Below are 21,789 nucleotides of genomic sequence, written 5' to 3'. Positions count from 1 at the left end.
GTGCCCCGGAGGTGTCACGTCAGGACGCGCCGCTTAGTAGCGGTAGGTGTCCTGCTTGTAGGGGCCGCTCTTCTCCACGCCGATGTACTTCGCCTGCTCGGGGGTGAGCTCCGTGAGCTGGGCGTTGAGCTTCTTGAGCTGGAGGCGGGCGACCTTCTCGTCCAGGTGCTTGGGCAGCACGTACACCTTGCCCACCTGGTACTTGTCGCTGTGCGAGTACAGCTCGATCTGCGCGATGGTCTGGTTCGCGAAGGAGCTGGACATCACGTAGCTGGGGTGGCCGGTGCCGCAGCCCAGGTTCACCAGGCGGCCCTTGGCCAGCAGGATGATGCGCTTGTTGTCCGGGAAGATGACGTGGTCGACCTGGGGCTTGATCTCCTCCCACTGGTACTTCTCCAGGGAGGCGACCTCGATCTCATTGTCGAAGTGGCCGATGTTGCAGACGATGGCCTGGTCCTTCATCTTGGCCATGTGCTCATGGGTGATGACGGACTTGTTGCCCGTGGCGGTGACGAAGATGTCCGCCTTGTCCGCGGCGTAGTCCATGGTCACGACGCGGTAGCCCTCCATCGCGGCCTGGAGCGCGCAGATGGGGTCGATTTCGGTCACCCACACCTGGGCGGACAGCGCGCGCAGGGCCTGCGCGGAGCCCTTGCCCACGTCGCCGTAGCCCGCGACGACGGCGATCTTCCCGGCCACCATCACGTCCGTGGCGCGCTTGATGCCGTCCACCAGGGACTCACGGCAGCCGTAGAGGTTGTCGAACTTGCTCTTCGTCACGCTGTCGTTGACGTTGATGGCGCGGAACAGGAGCGTGCCCTTCTGGGACATCTCCTGCAGGCGGTGCACGCCCGTGGTCGTCTCCTCGGTGACGCCGAGGATCTTGGCGCTCTTGCGCGAGTACCAGGTGGCGTCCTCGGCGAGCTTGGCCTTGATGGAGGCGTACAGCTCCGTCTCCTCCTCGCTCTGGGGGTTGGCGATGACGGAGGGGTCCTTCTCCGCGCGCTTGCCCAGGTGCATGAGCAGCGTGGCGTCACCGCCGTCGTCGAGGATCATGTTCGGACCCTCGTGGTCGCTGCCGGCGGGGCCGAACTCGAAGATGCGGTGGGTGAAGTCCCAGTACTCCTTGAGGGACTCGCCCTTGTGGGCGAACACCGGGGTGCCGGCCTCCACCAGCGCGGCGGCGGCGTGGTCCTGGGTGGAGAAGATGTTGCAGGACGCCCAGCGGACCTGCGCGCCCAGCGCCTGGAGCGTCTCCACCAGCACGGCCGTCTGGATGGTCATGTGCAGCGAGCCCGTGACGCGAGCGCCCTTGAGCGGCTGCTGCTTCGCGTACTCCTCGCGGATCGCCATGAGCGCGGGCATCTCGCTCTCGGCGATGCGGATCTCCTTGCGGCCCCAGCTCGCGAGCTTGAGGTCGGCGATGGCGTAGTCCTGATTCTGCTGCTTGGTAACCGCGGTCATGGTGTGGCTCCGGATCCAGGGTGGCGCGCCTGCTGGCAAGGGAGCGGCCGAGCCCTGGGAAGAAAGGCCGCCTCACCCTCGCAAGAAACGCGTTCAGGTGAGCGCCGTTGGGTCATTCGGCTTCGAGCCTGGGGCCGGGAAGGCCTCGCAACGCTCCTCGAAGTCGCGGGGGAAACTACGGGAAGGCGCCCTGAATTTCAAAGGGAGTTTGCCTCCCTGGAGGGCAGCCGGAAGTCGCACCCGGGGTGCCCTGGCGGACAGCCTCAGGGAATGTCACGAGGGGTGGGAGAAGCTGCCCCCTCCTCCGGCTGAACGCGGGCGTGCTCTGCCTGTGGAGGGCAGGAGACCGGGCGAGTCCCCATCGTGGTGTCCGAGGTGTCACCGGAACGCATTGACCACGACGGCTGACGCCACGGAGCCATCGAGAATGGCCGTGCCGGGCTTTGACTCGGGCCGCTTCCGCATCTGGTCCTCGCTCAGCCGTGCCACGGCGCAGATGGGGACCTCGTCGCCGTCGGGTGGATGGGCCTTGTAGTACCGGACAACGGCCTGTGGCCCGCTCGTCCAGACCTCTCCGTACAGCCGTGTTGTTGTCTCCAACGGGCCCAGATCGCGCATGAGGACGCTCTCAATCGGGCCATCGTAGAGGGTGATGCGGCGCGATCTCATCTGGTTCGCGTCCAGTTCCACGAGCGCGGCGTCCCCCACATGCAGCTTCAGGTATCGCATGGCTTCGAGCGCCTTCTCTGGACACGCCTGCATTCCAGGAGAGCCGTCCGAGCGCAATGAAACGCCACCGGCCGTGGTGCACGCAGAGGACGTGACAAGCAGGATGACAGAGGAGAGCAGGGGGGCTCGGCGGGTGGGCATGTCAGGAACTTCTACTGCCGAACCAGGGTGCGATCCATCCTCACCAGGACCTGCTGGTTGCCGTCAGACCTGAAGATCTGAAGGGCCAGATCCACCAGTTGCCCGTTCTTCTCGAAGGCTCTCTTGTCCGCTACGACGGCGATGGTTCCTGACTGCCCTGGAGCGATCGCGGAACGGGTCATCCGAAGCGCGAAGGACTGCTTCGTGTGGCTCGTCATGTCGCGCGTCAGGTAGGCGTCCGCGAACTCCCATGTGCCGACGGAGCCCGTGTTCGTCAGGGAGATAACGGCTGCCGCCTTGCCTTGGCCCGAGTAGACCTCAACGATCATTTCCATGTCCGGGTCCTTCGGGCGGGCGGATGCCACGAATCGAAACGGCGTCTTCTTTGCCTGCCCATTCGCCAGAAGCGTCGCGTAGGCATGGTCGATGGAGTTCTCCTCCTTGCGATAGCGCTCGTTTTCCTCGGTCAGGACGTCGTTCTTCTTGAGGGCGTCCATCAGGGCCGAGTGCATGGCCGCGTAGCTCTCCCGATTCTTGAAAACGTCGACCTGCTGGTCGAGAATCGGTGGCCACCCACCGCCATCCTTCTCCCTCCACGGAGGCCTTACGAGGAATGGGATCCCAGTGCCATCCGCCAGGGTCACGATCAGGGGGAGCCCTTCATCGCTGTCGAGGTCCCGGATGGGCTCGATGATGACCTTGTTGCGAACCACCGTCAGCGGTTCGAGCCGGCCCTCCCAGCCAATGACTTTCGTCTCGCTCGGATCAACGAACGCCTCGAAGCGCAAGGTCGTGATGACATGACCCTTCACGTAGACGGTTTGGGTGCCGTCTGACGGGTGCTCCGAGAGCAGGATGGTCCGCTGATTGGGGCGGTCGCACTTGTCGCTTGCCTTCACGGCCGCTCCGGTCAGCAGGACGAAAAGCAGGATCGATCTTGCGAATGGGCCCAGTCGCATAGAATAGGCAACGTATCAGGATGGAAGGCCGACGGCCAACCCAAGACCACCCCAAAACCCCACAAAGATGCAGATCACACCAAGCCTTGAAATCTAAAAACCTGAAGTAAGGATGACGCACCCCTGATCTCCAGAGGGGCCGGCTCCTGGGAGTTCCATGCAATCCATCTGACTTGTTCTGTTACTCCTCTTGCTGGGAGGGTGTGCAACCACCCGCGTCGTCCACGTGGATGTTGGAGCCGGCAGGCAGGTGGTTCACGAGTCCCTGGACGTGGATCTGGTCCGGGTGGGTGAGGACGACTTCAAGGCGGCCCTCACGGGGCTCATCCTGGACATGCGCATGGACGTGGCCTTCCGCGAGACGGATGCCGCCGACCAGCGGGGGTGGGTGCGGTCCAGGGCCCTGCTCGCGTCCTCGAAGGGATTCGCGGACCCGGGCTCGGGCAGTTCACCTGACGCGCTGTACGCGCGCATCTGCCCTGACGGGGACGACTGCTTGCCCCTGGTGGGTGGAACCGGGCTGCCCTTCTCGCGCAAGGACCGGACGTTGATGGCCCTGTCGTTCGCGCTGGATGCGGTCTGGGGGAGTGTCGAGGCGGAGATCGGCAAGCTGCTGAACCCGGTGGTGCTCAAGGCCATGGTGACCTCGGCCGCGCTGTCCGTGCTCCTCACCATGACGCTTCCCGAGCCCGTCACCAAGGTCATCGCGGTGGCGTTGACCGCGGCGATGGTGGCCTATCTGGGCATCGTGCCGGTCTGGGAGATGGGCCGGGGCTTCGTGCGGCTGTGGGATGACGCAGGGACGGCGACGAGCGTCATCGAGTTGCAGGACATCGGGCACCGCTTCGGCAAGGTGCTCGGGACCAATGGGACGCGTGTCCTGGTGTTGCTCGTCACCGCGGCCCTGGGCGGAAGGAGTGCGATGGCGGCCCAGGGGCCCAGGCTCCCGGGCTTCCCTCAGGCCGCGCTTCGAGGACAGGCCGAGGCGGGATTCATCCTCGGAGAGGCACTGAATGGCGGCGTGACGTCCATCTCGATGCCTGCCGCGGGAGTGCTGAACGTGGCGCTGGCTCCGGGGGCGGCCGCTGCCGGCGCGATGTACTCGAATGGCATTCCGGGTGATGCCGAAGGCCCGGTCCATCACATCTGCACGAACAAGAACCTGGTTTCGACTGCCTCAGGCGGCCCTTGGACGCCGAAATGTGAGGACGTGTTCAAGAAGGCAGGGATGGGCCTGGAAGATGCCGCCAACAAGGTGCGACTCAAGGGGCACGAGGGACCTCACCCCGAGCTGTATCACCGAGAGGTGATTCGGCGCCTCAATCGTTCTGTTTCGCGCTGCCAAACGACGGAGGCTTGCCGGGCCAGTTTGACGAGAGAACTTGCGAGAATCGCCAACGACCTTCTAACGCAGGGCTCCGACCTGCGGAGGTTGATTGTGAATGGGGAGCATTGAAGTGGAACGTCACTTTTACTCGGTGGTGCTTGGAGATGTGCCCCAGTGGCTCCTTGCGACGCCGACACGGGATTCGGGGCAGGCGTTTGACGAACCTTGGATGTTCACGGATGGCCGCGTCCTACCAGACTCTGGCCTAGCCAGATCCTGGGTGACACATCCCGGAGTGAGGCGCACCTTCGTGTTCGCAGGAGTAGAGGAAACGCCCATTGTCAGTGAAGCCGTCGCGAACGTCTTCAGGGCGCTCGCACCCGGCGACGTGCAGCTCTTCCCGATGTCCATTGAGGGAGAGGCCGACCCGTTCTTCGTCGTCAACGCCACCAAGGTGGTTGATGCCATCGACGAGGCACGGTGCCGGGAGGTGCATCACTATGACGAGGGCACCCATCCCCCTGAATTCGAAGGGGAGTACAACTGGATCTACGGACTGCGAATCGACCCCGCCAAGACCGAGGGCGCGCAGGTCTTCCGGCTGAAGAAGCTCAAGGTTGCGTTCATCGTCTCGGAAGACGTCAAGAACGCCCTCGAAGCGGTCGGCAACCTGGGCGTGTCGTTCGAGCGCGTCACGGGCAGCGCGTCCAATGACACGCGGACCTTCAATTCCTGAGTCCCTCCTGGCACGCTTGGAACCATGACGGACCTCATCCTGACTGGTGCCTCCCGTGGGATTGGCCATGCACTGGCATTGGCGCTGGCCCCGTCCAGGGACACGCGGCTGTTGCTCGTGGCCCGTGACGCGGGCCGGCTCCAGGCGCTGGCCGCGGACGTGGAGCGGCTCGGGGGCCGGGCGCTGGCGGTGCCCGGGGACCTGGGGACGCTGGCGGGGGCCCGGGAGCTGGGGACGCGCCTGGCGGAGCTCGCCGCGCCGGGGGCGACGCTCGTGCACAACGCGGGGCTGTGGCCGTCCCAGCGGGTGCTCAACGCGGACGGACTGGAGACGGCGTTCGTCACCAACCACCTGGCGCCGCTGGTGATGCAGCGCCCGCTGCTGGAGTCCGGGCGGCTGCGGCGCATCCTGGTCGTCAGCGCCGGCCTCATCATCAAGGGCCGCTTCGACGCCGCCCGCACGCCCACGGGCGAGGACTTCTCCAGCATCCGCACCTACTGCGACACCAAGCTGTGCTTCGCGCTGGCCATGCGCGACGTGGCCACCGCGCACCCGGAGGTGGACGTGGTGGTGCTCCACCCGGGCGTGGTGCGCACCGACCTGGGCTCGCGGCCGGGGTTCGTGGGCTGGCTGCTGTCCCAGGTGAAGCGCGCCTGGGAGCGCCCGGAGGTCTGCGCGGCCCGGCTTGCGCGCATCCTCGCGCGCGAGCGCTGGTCCCCTCCCGGGGATGCCCGCTGGCTGCTGGAGGAGACCGAGCAGCCGTGGCCCGCCGTGGCCCGGGACGCGGTCACACGACAGGCGTTGCGCGACACCACCGCCCGGCTGCTCGCCTCCCGCTGACGGGCGGCCCTGCCCGTGGCCAGCTTCCCCAGGGGAGGCACGCCATGCAGGAGCCGACACAGCCGAGGAAGCAGGCAGGACTTCGCGCCCCGGACGCGCCTCCCGTCCCCTGGCACGCGCTGCTCCCGGAGGCCGTGCTGGAGCGGCTCGCCAGCACGCCGCAGGGACTGACGGAGGCGGCGGCCCGGGAGCGGCTCGCGCGCCATGGCCCCAACGTGCTGGAGCGCTCGCGGCCGGACAGCGCGTGGCGGCTGCTGTGGCGGCAGATCGACAGCCCGCTCATCTGGGTCCTCATCGCGTCCGCGGGCCTGGCCATCCTGCTGGGCAAGGTGACCGACGGGCTCGTCGTCGCCGCCGTCGTGGTCCTCAACACCCTCATCGGCTTCGTGCAGGAGTACCGCGCGGGCCGGGCCATCGAGGCGCTGAACCACATGGTGCCGGAGACCGCGCAGGTGCTGCGCGACGGGCACCCTGTCACCCGGCCCGCGGCGGAGCTCGTCCCCGGGGACGTCGTGCAGCTCGCGTCCGGGGACCGCGTGCCCGCGGACCTGCGCCTGCTGCGCTCGCGCAACTTCCAGGTGGAGGAGGCCGCCCTCACCGGCGAGTCCGTTCCCTCGAGCAAGCACGTCGCGGCCGTGGCCGAGGACTCGGAGCTGGGGGACCGGGCGAGCCTCGCCTTCGGCGGCACGCTGGTGACGTCCGGCACCTCCACCGCCGTCGTCGTCGCCACCGGCGGCGCCACGGAGCTGGGCCGCATCTCCCACTTGATGCAGCAGGCCGCGGACCTGAGCACGCCGCTCACGCGGGAGCTAGCCCGGCTGGGCCGCCTCATCAGCGCGGGCATCGTCGTGCTGTCCGCCGTGCTGCTCGGGGTGGGCCTGGTCCGGGGGTATGCCTTCAGCGACGCGGTGCTGGTGGCCATCACCCTCGCGGTGGCCGCCATCCCGGAGGGGCTGCCCGCCATCGTCACCATCGCCCTGGCCATCGGCGTGCAGCGCATGGCGTCCCGCCGCGCCGTCATCCGCAAGCTGCCCGCCGTGGAGACCCTGGGCAGCACGACCGTCATCTGCACGGACAAGACGGGCACCCTCACCCGCAACGAGATGACCGTGCAGGCGCTGTGGACCTGGCGCGGGCACTACACCCTCACCGGCGTGGGCCACTCCCCCCTCGGCGAGCTCTTCCGCGCGGGGCGCGCCCTGGACGTGGCTCCGGACGACGTGCGCGCGCTGCTGGTCGCGGGCGTGCTCTGCAGCGAGGCCGACCTCCAGCCTCGCGAGGGGCGCTGGGGGATGACGGGCGACCCCACGGAGGGGGCGCTGCTGTTCGCCGCGAAGAAGGCGGACCTGGGCGTGATGGAGCTGCGCGAGCGCAACCCGCGCCTGGACGCCATCCCCTTCGAGTCCGAGCACCAGTACATGGCCACGCTCCACGCGGGGGGACCGGAGGGGCGCGAGCTGGTCCTCAAGGGCGCCCCGGAGGTCGTGCTGCGCCGCTGCGGGCCGGCGGTGGACCGCGACGCCGTGCTGGTGGAGGTGGAGCGCATGGCGCGGCAGGGGCTGCGCGTGCTCGCCTTCGCGCGCAAGGGCCTGCCCGGGGCGGAGGCCCTGCGGCCCCAGGACGTGGAGGCCGGCTTCACGCTGCTGGGCCTGCAGGGGATGATCGACCCGCCCCGCGAGGAGGCCGTGGCCTCCGTGAAGGCCTGCCACGCCGCCGGCATCCGCGTGAAGATGATGACCGGGGACCACCCGGGCACGGCGGAGGCCATTGGCCTTCAGCTCGGCCTCCAGGACCCGGGCCAGCCGGGCCTCACCGGCGCGCACCTGTCCGGCATGAGCGACGCGGAGCTGGCCGTGGCGGTGAAGGACACGAACGTGTTCGCGCGCCTGGCCCCCGAACACAAGCTGCGGCTGGTGCGCGCGCTCCAGACGCAGCGGCACGTGGTGGCCATGACGGGCGACGGCGTCAACGACGCGCCCGCGCTCAAGCAGGCGGACATCGGCGTGGCCATGGGCATCACCGGCACGGCCGTGTCCCGCGAGGCCGCGGACCTGGTGCTGACGGACGACAACTTCGCCACCATCGTCGCCGCCGTCGAGGAGGGCCGCCGCGTCTACGACAACCTCGTCAAGTCGCTCGCCTTCGTGCTGCCCACCAACCTGGGGCTCGCCCTCATCCTCATGCTGGGCGTGACGTTCTTCCCCCTGCAGGAGGCCGGCGGCGTGCGCGAGCCGCTGCTGGCCATGCGCCCCACGCAGTTGTTGTGGATCAACCTGGTGGCCACCGTCACCCTGGCGCTGCCCCTGGCCTTCGAGGCGAAGGAGCGCCACGTCATGCGCCGCCCGCCGCGCGCGCCGGACACGCCCGTCCTGAGCCGCTTCGTGGTGATGCGCACGGGGCTCGTCGCGCTGCTGATGGCGGCGGGCGCCATCGGCCTGTTCCTCTGGGAGTTCACGCGCCAGGGCGGCACCCACGGCGCCCCCAACCCCCTGGCCCTGGCCGAGGCGCGCACCATGGCCGTGAACACCGTGGTCAGCTTCCAAATCTTCTACCTGTGGCTGTGCCGCACGCTGACGGGCTCCTCGCGCGAGGTGGGCTTCGCGAGCAACCCCACCGTGTTCGTGGGCGTCGCCGCGCTGGTGCTGCTCCAGGCCGCGTTCATGTACGTGCCCTTCCTCCAGCGCCTCTTCGGCTCCGCGCCCCTGTCGCTGGCGGACATCGCGCGGTCGGTGCTGGTGGGCGCCTGCGTGCTGCCCGTGGTGGGCCTGGAGAAGTGGCTGCGCTCGCGGCGGCGGGAGGCGGGCCGGAGCGTGAGCGCCACCTAGACGCCCCCGTCCGCGCGCACGCCCAGCTCCTGGAGCAGGGCCATGAAGTCGGTGAGGTGGCGGGCGGCGGTGAAGCGGGTGCGGACGTGTTCGTGCGCCTGGGTCCCCAGGCGGGCCGCGAGGACGGGGTCGTCCAGCAGCCGTCGCACCGCGGCGGCGAACCCGGCCAGGTCCCCGGGGTCCCGCACGAGCAGGCCGTCCACCTCGTGGCGGACCTGGTCCTGGAGGCCACCCACCGCGCTGGCCACCACGGGCCGGGACTTCCACATGGCCTCCGTGATGGTGAGCCCGAAGCCCTCCCGCAGGCTCTTCTGCACCACCACCGCCGCCTGGCGCTGGAGCGCGTTGACGATGGCGGCGTTCTCGTCCGGGTCCACCATGGGCAGACAGGCCAGGTGGACGCGCTGGCGCAGGAAGTGCGGCTGCTCGTGCCACGCGGCGATGACGGACTCGAGCGTCGCCGCCGCCTCCGGATCATCCGCGACGGACGTCACGGAGGGCCCCGCCAGGACCAGCTCCGCGCGCAGGCCGGGCGACTCGCGCAGGAGCCGCGCGAAGCCCCGCAGCACCCCCACCGGGTCCTTCAGGGGGTCCCACCGGGAGACCTGCACCACGAGCGGCGTGCCGGGGACGGGCGCCGAGCCCAGCCGCGTGATGTCCGCGCCACGCGACACGCGGGCCGGGACCCCGTCCATCCGGGTGAAGACCGGGTCGGGCGCGTCTGGCGCGAGCCCCACGAGCCCCGTGTGGCCCAGGATGGCGAGCGCGACCTCCGGCGCCATGGGCTGGTTCTTCACCGCGAAGATGTCGATGGAGGGCGGGATGACGACGGACCGGTCCGCGAGCAGGGGGGGCACGTAGGCGGCCCTTGAGAAGACCGCGAGCCGCGCGGCGGCCAGGTCCGGCGCGAGGAAGGCCCACGCCCGCGCCACCTCCTCGTCGGGCGTGTCACACCCGATGTGGCAGCGCCAGACCACGTGCGCGCCCGCCGCGGTGAACGTCGGGGCCAGCCCCGCGGTCTGGGGGTCGTGCAGCAACACCACGTCCCCGGGCCGCACCAGGACGAGCAGCTCCTCCGCGTTGTCGCGGAGCACCTCCTCGTAGCAGGCGCGCTCGGCGGCCCCCAGCGGCGAGCCGTCTCCCCGCGAGCCATGCAGCGCGTGGTGCAGCCGCTTGGTGACGTGGAAGAACGCGGGCGTGCCCTGCACCACCATCCAGCGCGTGTCCACGCCCGCCCCGCGCGCGTACGCGAGCAGCCGGGGCAGCATCTCCGCCACGCCGCCGCCCCGGGCCGTGGAGTTCACGTTCCAGAAGGTGCGGCCCAGCATGCGCGCGCGGGCCTCGTCCGCGTTCGCCTGGAGCATCTCCCACTCCAGCCCCGTGAGCCCCGGCCGGAAGCGCTCCAGGGAGCTGGCCTGCACGTGGACCTCGAAGGGCTTCAGCATGGCGTCACCATCACGGCAGCGTGGGGTGCTTGACGACCAGCACGGGCCGGCGGCTTCGGGCCACCACCTCCTGCGCCACGGAGCCGAGCACCGCGCGGCGCACACCCGTGCGCCCGTGCGAGCTGAGGCAGAAGATGTCCGCCCCGTACCGCTCCGCCGCCTGGCAGAGCGCCTGCGCGGCGTGGACCCCGGGCAGCAGCTCCAGCCGGACGGTGATGCCCCGGCCGGCCACGTCGCGGGGGACCAGCGCCTGGAGCTGGCGCCGCAGCTCGGGCTCGTCGTCCTCGTCCCCGCTCAGCGCCACCGCGGGCCAGAAGTCCGCGTAGACGATGGGGACCGGCGACTCGATGACGTACGCCAGGATGAGCTCTCCGCCCCGGGGCAGGAGCGACAGGGCGTGGGGGATGGCCCGGTTCGCCAGCGGCGAGAAGTCCGTCGACACGAGGACGCGCTGGATGGCCGGGATCTCCACGGGCGCCTCGGCCTCCCGCTCCACGCAGGTCGGGACGCAGGCGACCGCGGCCACCGGCGCGAGCTGGAGGGCGGAGAGCGACACCGAGCCATGCCGCACGCGCCGCAGCCCCCGCCGCTGGTGGGTGCCCAGCAGGAGGAGGTCCGCCCGCGCCGCCTCCGCCAGCCGGGACAGCGGCTCCGCCGCGTTCCCGTGGTCCGAGGCCATCCGGACCTCCGCGTGGGGCTCGCCGATGCGCGACAGGCGCTCCCGCAGGTCGCGCTCGAGGATGGCCTCCAGGTTCTCCGACTCCGGGTTCACGCGGTACAGCCCGAGCCGTCCGTACTCCGTGGCCGGGTTGTAGACATGGGCGACCGTCAGGTCGACCGGCCCCACCCGCCGCAGCTCCGGCAGCCAGCGCAGCGCGAGCTCCGCGCTGTGGGAGAAGTCATCGCCCACGGCGACCCGCAGGGGGCGCTTGCCCTGGCACCAGTCCAGGAACGGCTCGGGCAGGCGGACCATCAGGAAGGGGCAGCGCGACATCTGCGCGATGCGCGCCGGGACGCCGCCCAGCCGCCAGCGCTTCTCCGAGCGCCAGCCCAGGGCCGCCGTGATGATCATCCGCGCCTGGAGCTTCGCGGCGTGCTCGACCAGCGCCTCGTCCGGCATGCCCAGCAGCACCTGGGGCTCCACGGACAGCCCCGGGTGGCTCAACCGGTCGGCCTCGGCGGCCAGCCGCTGCTCCAGCTCGGTGATGGCGCTGCCGCGCTCGGCCGGCCAGTCCCGCCGGAGCATGCCGGGCTCCGCGGCGTGCACGAGCACCAGCGGCGTGCGCGTCCGCTCCGCGATGGCCGCCGCGACGCGGACGGCCTCCCGGGCATGGTCGGTGAAATCCGTGCCGACGACGATGGCCATGACGTCTCCCCAGGGCCTTCGCATGCCCCGCTGCCGCGCGGGACGCGCCCCTCCCGTGGAACGTTGGGGCCGGCGGCGGAGCGCGCAAGCGTTCCGGGCAGGCGCAGGCGGCGAGCGGTCCCTCAGCCGGGCCCGGGGGCCGGCGCGGCGGGCGCCTCCGGGAAGAGCAGCTCCAAATGGTACGTGCCGTCCACGCGGCGGCTGCGCACGGGCAGGCCGCTTTCGTGGAAGACGTCCAGCATGGAGGTGTTCGTCACCAGGACGTCCGCCTGGAAGCCGGGGATGCCCCGGGCCATGGCGGCCTCGCGGATGCGCCGCATCAGCACCGTGCCCACGCCCCGCCCCTGCCAGTCGTCGCGGACCACGAAGGACACGTCCGCCAGGCGCGTGGCCGGGTCCACGATGTAGTGCACCACGCCCACCACCTCCTCCGTGCCGGGCGGGCATGCGACCAGGGCCATGTCGTGCTCGAAGTCCAGGTCCACCAGCCGTTGGATCTCCTCGTGCGGGTGCTCCTTCTTGAAGCCCATGAAGCGCCGGTAGCAGCTCTCTTGCGACAGGCCGTACAGCAGGTCCTGCAGGGCGCGCTCGTCGGTGATGCGGGCCGCGCGGACGACCAGCGCGTCGTGCGACAGCGTGTGCTCCAGCCGCTCCTCCGCCCAGGGGTAGCGCGCCCGAGGGACCACTTGATCCGGCAGCACCCAGCGGCGGCCCTTGGCCGCGGCCAGCAGCTCCGCCCGGAAGTCCGGGTGGGCGACGTTGATGAGCGCGAGCGCGCGCTCCCGGATGCTCTTGCCCCAGAGCTCCGCGACGCCGTACTCCGTGACGACGGAGTGGACGTCCCCCCGGCTCGTCACCACGCCGGTGCCGGGCTCCAGCGCCAATTGGATGCGGCTCACGGTGCCGCCGTGCGCGGTGGAGGGCAGCGCGATGATGGCCCGGCCTCCGGGGCTGCGGCTCGCGCCCCGGATGAAGTCCACCTGCCCGCCGATGCCGGAGTAGAAGCAGCCGCCCAGCGTGTCGGCCGCCACCTGGCCGGTGAGGTCCACCGCCAGGGCGGAGTTGATGGCGACCATCCGCGCGTTGCGCGCCACCACCGCCGGGTCGTTGGTGTCGTCGCTCGGCCGCATCTCGATGGCCGGGTGGTCATGCGCCCACGCGTAGAGCCGCTGGCTGCCCATGATGAACGACGTGACGAGCTTGCCCGCGAGCACCGTCTTCCTGCGCCCGGTGATGACGCCCGCCTCCACCAGGTGCATGACGCCGTCGGAGAGCATCTCCGTGTGGATGCCCAGGTCGTGGTGGTTCACCAGCGCCGCCAGGACCGCGTCCGGGATCCTCCCGATGCCCGACTGCAGCGTGGCGCCATCCGGGATGAGCCGGGCGACGTGCGCCCCGATGCTCCGGGACACCGCGTCGGGCGGCTCGGGGTGGACCTCCAGCAGCGGGAGCGACACCGGCACCAGGTGGTGGATGCGGCGCACGTCCAGGAACGAGTCCCCGTGCGTGCGCGGCATGTTCGGGTTGACCTCCGCGATGATGAGCGAGGCCGCGTCCACGGCGGCGCGCACGATGTCCACGGAGACGCCCAGGCTGACGTAGCCGTGGGCGTCCGGCGGGCTGACCTGGATGAGCGCCACGTCGATGCGGACCCGCCGGCTCCGGATGAGCTCCGGAATCTCCGAGAGGAACACCGGCATGAAGTCCGCCCGCCCCTCCTGCACGGCCTGCCGCACGTTGGGCCCGATGAAGAAGGCCACGTGGCGGAAGCGCCCGGCCTGCGCGGGCTCCACGTAGGGCGCGGGCCCCAGCGTCAGCAGGTGCACCACCTCGTTGTCCGAGAGGGAGGGGCCCCGCTGCTCCACCAGGCCCCGCACCAGCGTCACCGGCTCGGCCGCGCCCGAGCCGATGAGGATGCGCCTCCCCGGCAGCACGGCACGCAGGGCCTCCTCGGCCGTCCTCACCCGGTCCGCGTAGCGTCGAGTCCAGTCGTCCATACCGGTGCGGATAAGCACGGGGCGCGGCCTCCGCGCGCAGGGGCGGTCAGGCTCGCGGGGTCCCTGCTCCCCTGACGGTGTACGTCCAGGAGGCGCCAGCCCCAGCTTGGAAGAAGCGCGAGGAGCCCAAGACCATGGATCCGTCCCTTCCCCCCGAGCCCTCTCTCCAGACACCGGAGCCCCGTCCGGCCCCTCCCCCGTCCATCCTCTGGTTCGACAGCCTGTCCCGCGAGGACGTGGCCCAGGCCGGAGGCAAGGGCGCCAACCTGGGCGAGCTGACCCGCGCCGGGCTGCCCGTGCCCCCGGGCTTCGTCATCACCGCCGCCGCCTTCCACCAGGCGATGGAGCCCGTGCGCGCCCGGCTGCGCGAGCTGTGGGAGCAAGTCGACCCGGATGACACGCGGTCGCTCGCCGGGGTCACGGAGTCGCTGCGCGCGCTCGTGCTCCAGGCGCCCCTGCCCGACTGGCTGGAGACCGCCATCCTCGCCGCCTACCACCGGCTGAGGGAGGGCGCCGCGGTGGCGGTGCGCTCGTCCGCCACGGCGGAGGACACCACCACCACCTCCTTCGCGGGCATGCACGAGTCGTTCACCAACGTCGTGGGCGATGACGCGCTCCTCGGCCGCGTGCGCGCGTGCTGGGCGTCCGCCTTTGGCCCGCGCGTGGTGGCCTACCGCAAGGCGCAGGGGCTCACGGAGCTGCCGGAGATCGCCGTGGTGGTGCAGGCCATGGTGGACTCGACGCGCTCGGGCGTCATGTTCACCGTGGACCCCACCACCGGCAACCGCCGGCACCTCGTCATCGAGGGGGCCTTCGGCCTGGGAGAGGTCGTCGTGGGGGGACAGGTGGAGCCCGACACGCACGTCGTGGACCGCGAGGGGCCGCGCCTGCTGGAGACGCGCGTGGGCGTGAAGGCCTTCCAGTGGGTGCGCGACGGCGTGGGCCGGGAGAAGCGCGAGGAGCTCCCTCCGGAGCGGGCCCGCGCGCGGGTGCTCAAGGACGTGGAGGTGCTGGAGCTGGCGCGGCTGGGGATGCGCGTGGAGCGGCACTACGGCTCCCCCCAGGACATCGAGTGGGCGGAGCAGGACGGCCGCTTCTACCTGGTCCAGTCGCGGCCGGTGACGACGGGGGCCGCCGCCGCGCCGGAGCCCCCGGAGCCTGGCGCGTCCACGGGCAAGGCGCGGGTGAGCGGCCTGGGCGCGTCTCCCGGCGTGGTCTCCGGCCGCGTGAGGGTGCTGCGCGACGCGAAGGAGGGCTCCAGGCTGGAGGCCGGTGAAATCCTCGTGGCGCCCATGACTTCTCCGGACTGGGTGCCCACGCTGCGGCGCGCGGGGGCGGTCGTCACCGACAGCGGCGGCATGACGTGCCACGCGGCCATCGTCAGCCGCGAGCTGCGCAAGCCCTGCGTGGTGGGCACGCGCACCGCCACGAAGGTCCTGCGCGACGGGGAGGAGGTCACCGTGGACGGCGCCGCCGGCACCGTGCGCGAGGGCCGCGTCCGGGAAGCGCCCTCCGTGGCGGTGGTGGGGACGCCCGCCCCGCAGGCGGCACCCCGGGAGGCCCTGGGGCCGGAGGCGCTGGGCACGCGGCTCTACGTGAACCTGGCCCTGCCGGGACAGGCCCGGGAGGCGGCGGCGCTCCCGGTGGACGGCGTGGGGCTGCTGCGGGCGGAGTTCATGCTCACCGAGGCCCTGGGCGGCGTGCACCCGCGCAAGCTCATCGCCGAGGGGAGGAGCCGCGAGTTCGTCGAGCGGATGTCCCAGGCGCTCCTGACCATCACCCGCGCCTTCCGGGGCCGCCCGGTCGTGTACCGGACCACGGACTTCCGCACGAACGAGTTCCGGGGGCTGGAGGGCGGCGACGCGTACGAGACCGTCGAGGCCAACCCGATGATCGGCTTCCGGGGCTGCTACCGCTACCTGCGCGAGCCCGAGGTGTTCCAGTTGGAGCTGGAGGTGCTCGCCCGCGTGCGGGACGAGACGCCCAACCTGCACCTGATGATTCCCTTCGTGAGGACGAAGTGGGAGCTGGAGGCGTGCCTGGAGGCCGTGGACGCGAGCCTCCTGGGACACCACCGGGGGATGGAGCGCTGGGTGATGGCGGAGGTGCCCTCCGTCGTCTACCGCATCCCGGAGTACGCGCGCATGGGCATCACCGGCGTGTCCATCGGCTCCAACGACCTGACGCAGCTCATGCTGGGCGTGGACCGGGACTCGGAGTCGTGCGCGGAGCTCTTCGACGAGGAGGACGCGGCGGTGCTGGACGCCATCGTCCGCATCATCCGGGCCAGCCGCGAGGCGGGCATCACGGCGTCCCTGTGCGGACAGGCCCCGTCCAACCGGCCCGCCTTCGCGGAGCACCTGGTCCGCGCGGGCATCACCTCCGTGTCGGTGGACCCGGCGGCAGTCGGCGCGACCCGCGCGGCCGTGGCGGCGGCGGAGCGGCGGCTCCTGCTGGAGTCCGCCCTGCGCCGGTAGGGCCTGCCTCAGGCGTACGTCCCGGCGTGCGCCTCCGCGCCCTCCGCCAGGGGCAGCGTGAAGAAGAACGTGCTGCCCACGCCGGGCGCGCTGTCCACGCCGACCTGGCCGCCGTGGGCCTCCACCAGCCCCTTCACGATGGCGAGCCCCAGCCCCGCGCCCTCCTTGCGCTTCGGCCCGGCCTGCCAGAAGCGCTCGAAGATGCGCGGCCGGTCCTCCGCCGCGATGCCGGGGCCCGTGTCGCTCACCAGGAAGCGCACCTGGCCCGCCTCCGGCTGGACGCGCAGGAGCACCCGGCCGCCCTCGGGCGTGAACTTGAGCGCGTTGCCCAGCAGGTTGGAGAGGATCTGCGACAGCCGCTGCGGATCCGCCAGGACGCGGGGCACGCCCTCCGGCACATGCGCCTGGAGGCTCAGCGACCTGGACTCCGCGAGCCCCCGGTGCTGCTCCAGGGCGTCCTGGATGAGCGGCGCCACCTCCAGCGGCGCGCGCTCCACCGTCAGGCTCCCGCCTTCCATCCGGGCCACGTCCAGCAGGTCCTGGATGAGCCGGTTCGCCCGCTGGACCGACTTCTGGAGGGTCTCCAGGCGCGGCCGGGCGCGGTCGCCTGGAGGCAGGTGCTTCTCCAGCATGGTCGCGCTGAGCTGGATGACGTTGAGCGGCGCGCGCAGGTCGTGCGCCACGATGCGCAGGACCTCCTCGCGCATGCCAATGGCCTGCTCGGCCCGCTCGAAGAGGCCGGCGTTGTCGATGGCGAGCGCCGCGCGCCGGGCGAGCTCCTCCGCCTGGGCCTGCTCCCGGGCTCCGTAGCGGCGCCCTTCCCCGGACATCGCGAACAGGATGACGCCCAGGTTCCGCTCCCGGCTGCGCAGCGGCACGATGAGGACCGAGCGCAGCGGCAGCGGCTCCCGGTGCCCGGCGTCCACCGCGGCCGCGTCGAACATCCCGGGCGGCACCTCCGCCAGCAGCAGGGTCCTCCCCGTGCGCTGCACGGAGGCGATGAGCGGGGCCGGCAAGAGGGACTCCGGCCCGTGCGCCGCGTCCAGCGCCCGCAGCCGCTCCGCCGTGCGCGCGTCCATGGCCGCGTGCGCGGTCCGGTGGACGCGCCCGCTCGCGTCCAGGCAGGCCACCACGCACCAGTCCGCCAGCGCCGGCACGGCGAGCGACGCCACCGTGGCCAGCGTCGTGCGGGATGACAGCGACGCCGCGAGCCGCGGCCCCACGTCCGCCAGGAAGCGCGAGGCCTGCTCCAGCTCCTGGCGCTCCGTGATGTCCTGCATCTGCGAGATGAAGTGGAGCGGCACGCCCCGCGCGTCACACACGACCGCGCTCCAGATGAGGATGGCGATGCGGCGGCCGTCCTTGCGCACGTAGTGCTTCTCCCGCTGGAAGGAGGACAGCTCCCCCTGGCGCATCCGCTTGGCGTACTCCACGTCCAGCGCCAGGTCCTCCGGCGCGGTGAGGTCCTGGAACGACCGGTGGAGCATCTCCTCCCGCGAGTAGCCCACCAGGTCGCAGAGCGCCGCGTTCACGTGGAGGAAGCGGCCATCCAGCCCCACCAGCGCCATGCCGACGGGCGCGCCCTCGAACGCGGTGCGGAAGCGCTCCTCGCTCAGGCGCAGCAGGTCCTCCGCCTTCCGCCGCGCGCTGATGTCCCGGAGGATGACGGTGAGCCACAGCGTGCCCTCCACGTCCAGCTTCATGATGCTGGCCTCCGCCGGGAAGGACTCTCCGCCGCGGCGCTGCCCGAGGATGGGCAGCCGCTCACCCATGTGCCGGGACATCGCCGCGCCCTGCACGAAGCGTCGCACGTGCTCCCGATGGACGGCCCGGAGGTTCTCCGGGAGGAGGATGTCCAGCGGCTGGCCCAGGACCGCTCGCGCGGAGTAGCCGAAGATGCGCTCCGCGCTCGCGTTGAACAGGACGATGCGCTGCTCCGCGTCGATGGAGATGATGGCGTCCGCGGCGTGGGTGACGATGCCCCCGAAGCGCGCCTCCGACAGCCGCAGCGACTGCTCCACCCCCCGCCGGCTCGCGTCCAGCCGGGAGAGGGCGTTCGCGTTCCAGAGGACCACGGCGAGGAAGGCCGCCATCGTCAGGAGCACGAAGAGCGTGATGCCCTCGGTGGTGCCGTAGAGCCCCAGCCGCTCCCCCAGGAGCCGGACGGCGCCCGCCGCGGGCACGACCAGCAGGACCGCGAGCAGCAGCCGCCGCGCCGAGTGGCCCCCGAAGTCCTCGCGCAGCAGCACGCCCGTCAGCCCGCGGTCCGGGTGGAGCGAGAGCAGCCCTCCCGACAGCAGCAGCAGGGCCAGCGACAGGAGGAGTCCCGGCGCCCTGGAGACCCCCGTCACGGTGTTCAGGGGGGGCAACCCGAACCAGTGCCCCTGGTACAGCCCTCCGACGAGGCCCCACACCGCGAGCAGCGCGGCGCACGTGGCCAGCCACCGCGCGGGGTACCCCCCCTGGCGCGTGCGCAGGTGCAACGTCCCGAGCGACAGCCCCGTGAACAGCAGGCCCAGCCCGCCCCCCGGGTTGCCCCGGGTGAGCTCCGCGACGCCCAGGACCACGACCCCGGCCGCCAGCACCCGCCCCACCGCGCGCCGCGCGCCACGCGCCTCCTGGGAGTGGAGCAGCCAGAGCGCGCCTCCCGCGAACATCAGGCCCCAGCCGTCCCAGGGAGGAGGACGGCCCGGGCCCGTGGAGGACGACAGGGCCTGGCCCCCCACCAGGAGCGCGCCCGCCAGGAGCGAGGACGCGCTCGCCACGGTGGCGACCTTCGCGAGCCCCCGCCAGAACAGGGGCGGGGTGACGGGAGGCGGACTCGTCATGAGGCCCCCGGGGCCGGTGTGCGCCGGCCGGTGCGCCACCGGTGGCCCCGGAGCAGGCCGCCCCGCGCGCGCGGCCCCGCGACGAGCAGGGGCACCAGCGCGGCGGTGACGGCGACGAGGACCCGGCCCCAGTCGCGAGCACCGGGCGGGTGCAGCCCCACGAGCGCGGCCAGCGCGGGCACCTGGATGAGCAGCACGGAGAGCCCCAGCGACAGGCCGCAGACCCACCGCGCGGTGCGGGTCCGCAGCCGGGTGAGCACGGCCGCGAAGGTGGCGCTCGCCAGCGTGAGCGTGGCCATCGCCACCGCCCGCGCGCGCTCGATGTCGTTGCCCTCCGACAGGCACCGCGCGAAGGCCCAGACGAGCCCGCACGCCAACAGCACGCCCACCGCCGTGAGCAGGGTCCACTCCCGCCAGGAGAAGAAGCGCGCCGCGGGCCTCGCGCGCAGCGGGGTGAGCCGCCCGGGCCGCGCGGCCGCCTGGAAGGCCAGCATCGCGGTGGGGTGGATGATGAGCTCCAGCCACACGATGTGGATGGGCAGGTACAGCAGCGGCTTGCCCCAGAGCGGCACCAGCGCCGCCGTGCCCACCAGCGGGATGTGGATGAGCAGCAGGTAGAGGAAGCAGCGCTGGAGGTTGGAGAAGAGCTGGCGGCCCTCCGCGATGGCGCGCACCAGCGTGCCGAAGTCGTCGTTGAGCAGCACGATGGAGGACGCCTCGCGGGCGCTGCGCGTCCCCCGCTCCCCCATGGCGATGCCCACGTCCGCGACCTGGAGCGCCGGCACGTCGTTCACCCCGTCCCCCGTGGCGGCCACCACCTCGCCCTGTCTCCGGAGCGCCTTCACCAGCGCGTACTTCTGGGCGGGCAGCGCGCGCGCCACCACGTCCACGGGGGGCACCCTCCCCGTGTCGTCCAGCCGCGCCACCAGGGCCTCTCCCGTGAGCACCACCGGGTGTTCGCCTCCCAGCCCCAGCCGCCTTGCGACCGCGAGCGCCGTCCGGGGGTGGTCGCCGGTCACCATCACCGTGCGCAGCCCCGCGTCGCGGCACTCCCGCACCGCCTCCTCCACGCCCGCGCGCACCGGGTCCTCGCACCCCACGAGCCCCACGAAGTCGAAGCCCCGGTCCGGCTCACCGCCATGCCAGTGCGCCGCGTCCAGCGTCCGGCTCGCGCACGCGATGACCTTGTGGCCCTCGCGCGCGAGCGCGTCCACGCGAAGCGCCCACTCCCGCCGGGCGTCCTCGGACAACGCGCACAGGTCCAGCACCCGCTCCGGCGCGCCCTTCACCGCGGCGAGCAGCGTCCCCGCGCCCTGCCGCACCACCGCCGTCTCGCGCTGGCGCTCCTCGGTGAAGGGGAAGGTGGCCTCGCGGGTGGGAGCGGGCAGCTCCGGCAGGTCCCGCGCGCCCGCCTCCAACAGCGCCACGTCCAGCGGATCCTTCCCCTCCTCCCGAGACGCCAGCACCGCGGTCCGCAGCAGCGCCTGGGGCGAGGTCCCGGGGGCAGGCAGCAGCCGGGCCACCCGCAGGAGCCCCTCCGTCAGCGTGCCCGTCTTGTCCGAGCACACGCAGCTCACGCGGCCGATGTTCTCCACGGAGATGGCCTGGCGCACCAGCGCCTGCCGCCGGGCCAGGCGGTACACCCCCGCGCCCAGGAAGAACGTGAGGGCCACCGGGAACTCCTCGGGCAGCGCCGCCACGCCGAGCGTCGCCGCGCTCAGGAGCGCGTCCAGCCACCCGAACCCCTGGCGCAGGCGGACGAGCGCCAGCACCACGCAGAGCGACGCGGCCACGCCCACCAGCACCGCCACCAGGTGCGCCACCGCGTGCTGGAGCGGCGTCCGCGCCCGCCCCTCCTGCCCCGCCGAGCGGATGATGCTCCCGTAGAGCGTCTCCTGACCGGTGGAGACGACGCGCACCCAGGCCGTCCCGGTGAGCAGCCGCGTTCCCGCGAGCCCCCAGTGCACCGAGTCCACCGGCGGCTCCGAGCCGGGCGGGAGGCGCTCCAACGGCCGCTTGCGCACGGGCAGCGACTCGCCGGTGAGCGAGGACTCCTCGGCCTGCAGGCCCTGCCCCCGCACGACCAGCCCATCCGCGGGGAACGTGCCGCCTGCTTCCACGCGCATCAGGTCTCCGGGCACCACGTCCTCCGCCGGCACCTCCACCTCATGGCCGTCGCGAGACACCGTGGCGCGCTCGGCCAGGCGTCCGCGCAGGCCCTCGGTGGAGGCCTGGGTCCGGTGGTGCAGGTAGACGTCCATGCCCAGCAACGGCACCAGGGCCAGCAGCATCACCGCGCCATTCACCTGCTCGCCCAGGGCGAAGTAGAGGGCGCTCGTGCCCACGAGGAACCAGAGCATCGGGTCGCTCGCGGCCTCGCGCACGCTCTGGAGCGCGGAGCGGGGAGGCCGGCCCCGCACGTCGTTGCGGCCGTAGCGCACGCGGCGCGCCAACACTTCATCCGCCCCCAGGCCACGCACGTCTTCCCAGCCCTGAGGCAGGCGATCGACTGGAACCAGGACTCGCATGACGCCCCCGGAAGAAGCTGGGGTCCTGAACGGGCGTCGGCAACGCGTCCGGTCCCCCGTGAGCCCCTTGGGATACGGGCGGCACGTCGCGAAGCCGCGGACGGGCCGTGCCGCCGGGAGGGACGCC

At 72.0% G+C, this 21,789-nt stretch carries 13 protein-coding genes and 1 riboswitch; of the genes, 5 read left to right on the top strand and 8 right to left on the bottom strand.

Annotated features, from left to right (window positions below):
* Window positions 1–33: 33 nt before the first annotated feature.
* The 3 genes from ahcY to K8556_RS05825 all read right to left on the bottom strand — a co-directional run bounded on the left by ahcY (window position 34) and on the right by K8556_RS05825 (window position 3,293).
* A complete protein-coding gene (gene ahcY, locus K8556_RS05835; RefSeq protein ID WP_223739013.1) occupies window positions 34–1,464 on the bottom strand; it encodes an adenosylhomocysteinase in 1,431 nt (476 codons plus the stop codon).
* Between the two features lie 92 nt (window positions 1,465–1,556).
* A riboswitch (S-adenosyl-L-homocysteine riboswitch) is annotated at window positions 1,557–1,629 on the bottom strand.
* A gap of 213 nt (window positions 1,630–1,842) precedes the next feature.
* Window positions 1,843–2,193: a hypothetical protein gene (locus K8556_RS05830; RefSeq protein WP_370639889.1), complete on the bottom strand. Its 351-nt coding sequence runs from the start codon at window positions 2,191–2,193 to the stop codon at window positions 1,843–1,845.
* A 152-nt stretch (window positions 2,194–2,345) separates the two neighbouring features.
* Complete coding sequence (locus K8556_RS05825; RefSeq protein ID WP_223739011.1) at window positions 2,346–3,293, bottom strand: DUF2381 family protein; 948 nt, start codon at window positions 3,291–3,293, stop codon at window positions 2,346–2,348.
* Window positions 3,294–3,627: 334 nt separating this feature from the next.
* Here K8556_RS05825 and K8556_RS05820 point away from each other — a divergent pair, with 334 nt between their 5' ends.
* The 4 genes from K8556_RS05820 (at window position 3,628) to K8556_RS05805 (ending at window position 9,021) form a co-directional block, all read left to right on the top strand.
* Window positions 3,628–4,749: an AHH domain-containing protein gene (locus tag K8556_RS05820; RefSeq protein ID WP_370639895.1), complete on the top strand. Its 1,122-nt coding sequence runs from the start codon at window positions 3,628–3,630 to the stop codon at window positions 4,747–4,749.
* Between the two features lie 166 nt (window positions 4,750–4,915).
* Window positions 4,916–5,356: an imm11 family protein gene (locus K8556_RS05815; RefSeq protein WP_223739010.1), complete on the top strand. Its 441-nt coding sequence runs from the start codon at window positions 4,916–4,918 to the stop codon at window positions 5,354–5,356.
* A gap of 24 nt (window positions 5,357–5,380) precedes the next feature.
* Window positions 5,381–6,196, top strand: a complete 816-nt coding sequence (locus K8556_RS05810; RefSeq protein ID WP_223739009.1) for an SDR family NAD(P)-dependent oxidoreductase — start codon at window positions 5,381–5,383, stop codon at window positions 6,194–6,196.
* A 44-nt stretch (window positions 6,197–6,240) separates the two neighbouring features.
* Complete coding sequence (locus tag K8556_RS05805; RefSeq protein ID WP_223739008.1) at window positions 6,241–9,021, top strand: HAD-IC family P-type ATPase; 2,781 nt, start codon at window positions 6,241–6,243, stop codon at window positions 9,019–9,021.
* Here K8556_RS05805 and K8556_RS05800 read toward each other — a convergent pair.
* The 3 genes from K8556_RS05800 to K8556_RS05790 all read right to left on the bottom strand — a co-directional run bounded on the left by K8556_RS05800 (window position 9,018) and on the right by K8556_RS05790 (window position 13,847).
* Window positions 9,018–10,466, bottom strand: coding sequence for a glycosyltransferase (locus K8556_RS05800; protein WP_223739007.1), 1,449 nt, complete (start codon window positions 10,464–10,466; stop codon window positions 9,018–9,020). The genes K8556_RS05805 and K8556_RS05800 overlap by 4 nt on opposite strands.
* Window positions 10,467–10,476: 10 nt before the next feature.
* Window positions 10,477–11,832: a universal stress protein gene (locus tag K8556_RS05795; RefSeq protein WP_223739006.1), complete on the bottom strand. Its 1,356-nt coding sequence runs from the start codon at window positions 11,830–11,832 to the stop codon at window positions 10,477–10,479.
* Window positions 11,833–11,954: 122 nt separating this feature from the next.
* Window positions 11,955–13,847, bottom strand: coding sequence for a bifunctional acetyl-CoA hydrolase/transferase family protein/GNAT family N-acetyltransferase (locus K8556_RS05790; protein ID WP_223739005.1), 1,893 nt, complete (start codon window positions 13,845–13,847; stop codon window positions 11,955–11,957).
* Window positions 13,848–13,963: 116 nt separating this feature from the next.
* On the opposite strand from K8556_RS05790, the gene ppsA reads away from it, so the two are divergent.
* Window positions 13,964–16,306 carry a phosphoenolpyruvate synthase gene (ppsA, locus tag K8556_RS05785; protein WP_223739004.1) on the top strand — a complete coding sequence of 781 codons (2,343 nt, stop codon included), beginning with the start codon at window positions 13,964–13,966 and terminating at the stop codon, window positions 16,304–16,306.
* A gap of 8 nt (window positions 16,307–16,314) precedes the next feature.
* Here ppsA and K8556_RS05780 read toward each other — a convergent pair whose 3' ends face one another.
* Together K8556_RS05780 and K8556_RS05775 are read right to left on the bottom strand one after the other, a co-directional pair.
* Window positions 16,315–19,134, bottom strand: a complete 2,820-nt coding sequence (locus tag K8556_RS05780) for a PAS domain S-box protein (protein ID WP_223739003.1) — start codon at window positions 19,132–19,134, stop codon at window positions 16,315–16,317.
* Window positions 19,131–21,614 (bottom strand): cation-transporting P-type ATPase, encoded by a 2,484-nt coding sequence (locus tag K8556_RS05775; RefSeq protein ID WP_223739002.1) that lies wholly within the window; start codon window positions 21,612–21,614, stop codon window positions 19,131–19,133. Before K8556_RS05775 ends, K8556_RS05780 begins: the two co-directional genes overlap by 4 nt.
* Window positions 21,615–21,789 lie beyond the last annotated feature (175 nt).

The organism is Corallococcus sp. AS-1-12 (assembly GCF_020036995.1).
In the GTDB taxonomy this organism is placed as follows: domain Bacteria; phylum Myxococcota; class Myxococcia; order Myxococcales; family Myxococcaceae; genus Corallococcus.
The sequence above is the reverse complement of the archived record's forward strand: the minus strand, read 5'-3'. Positions and strand labels throughout refer to the sequence as shown.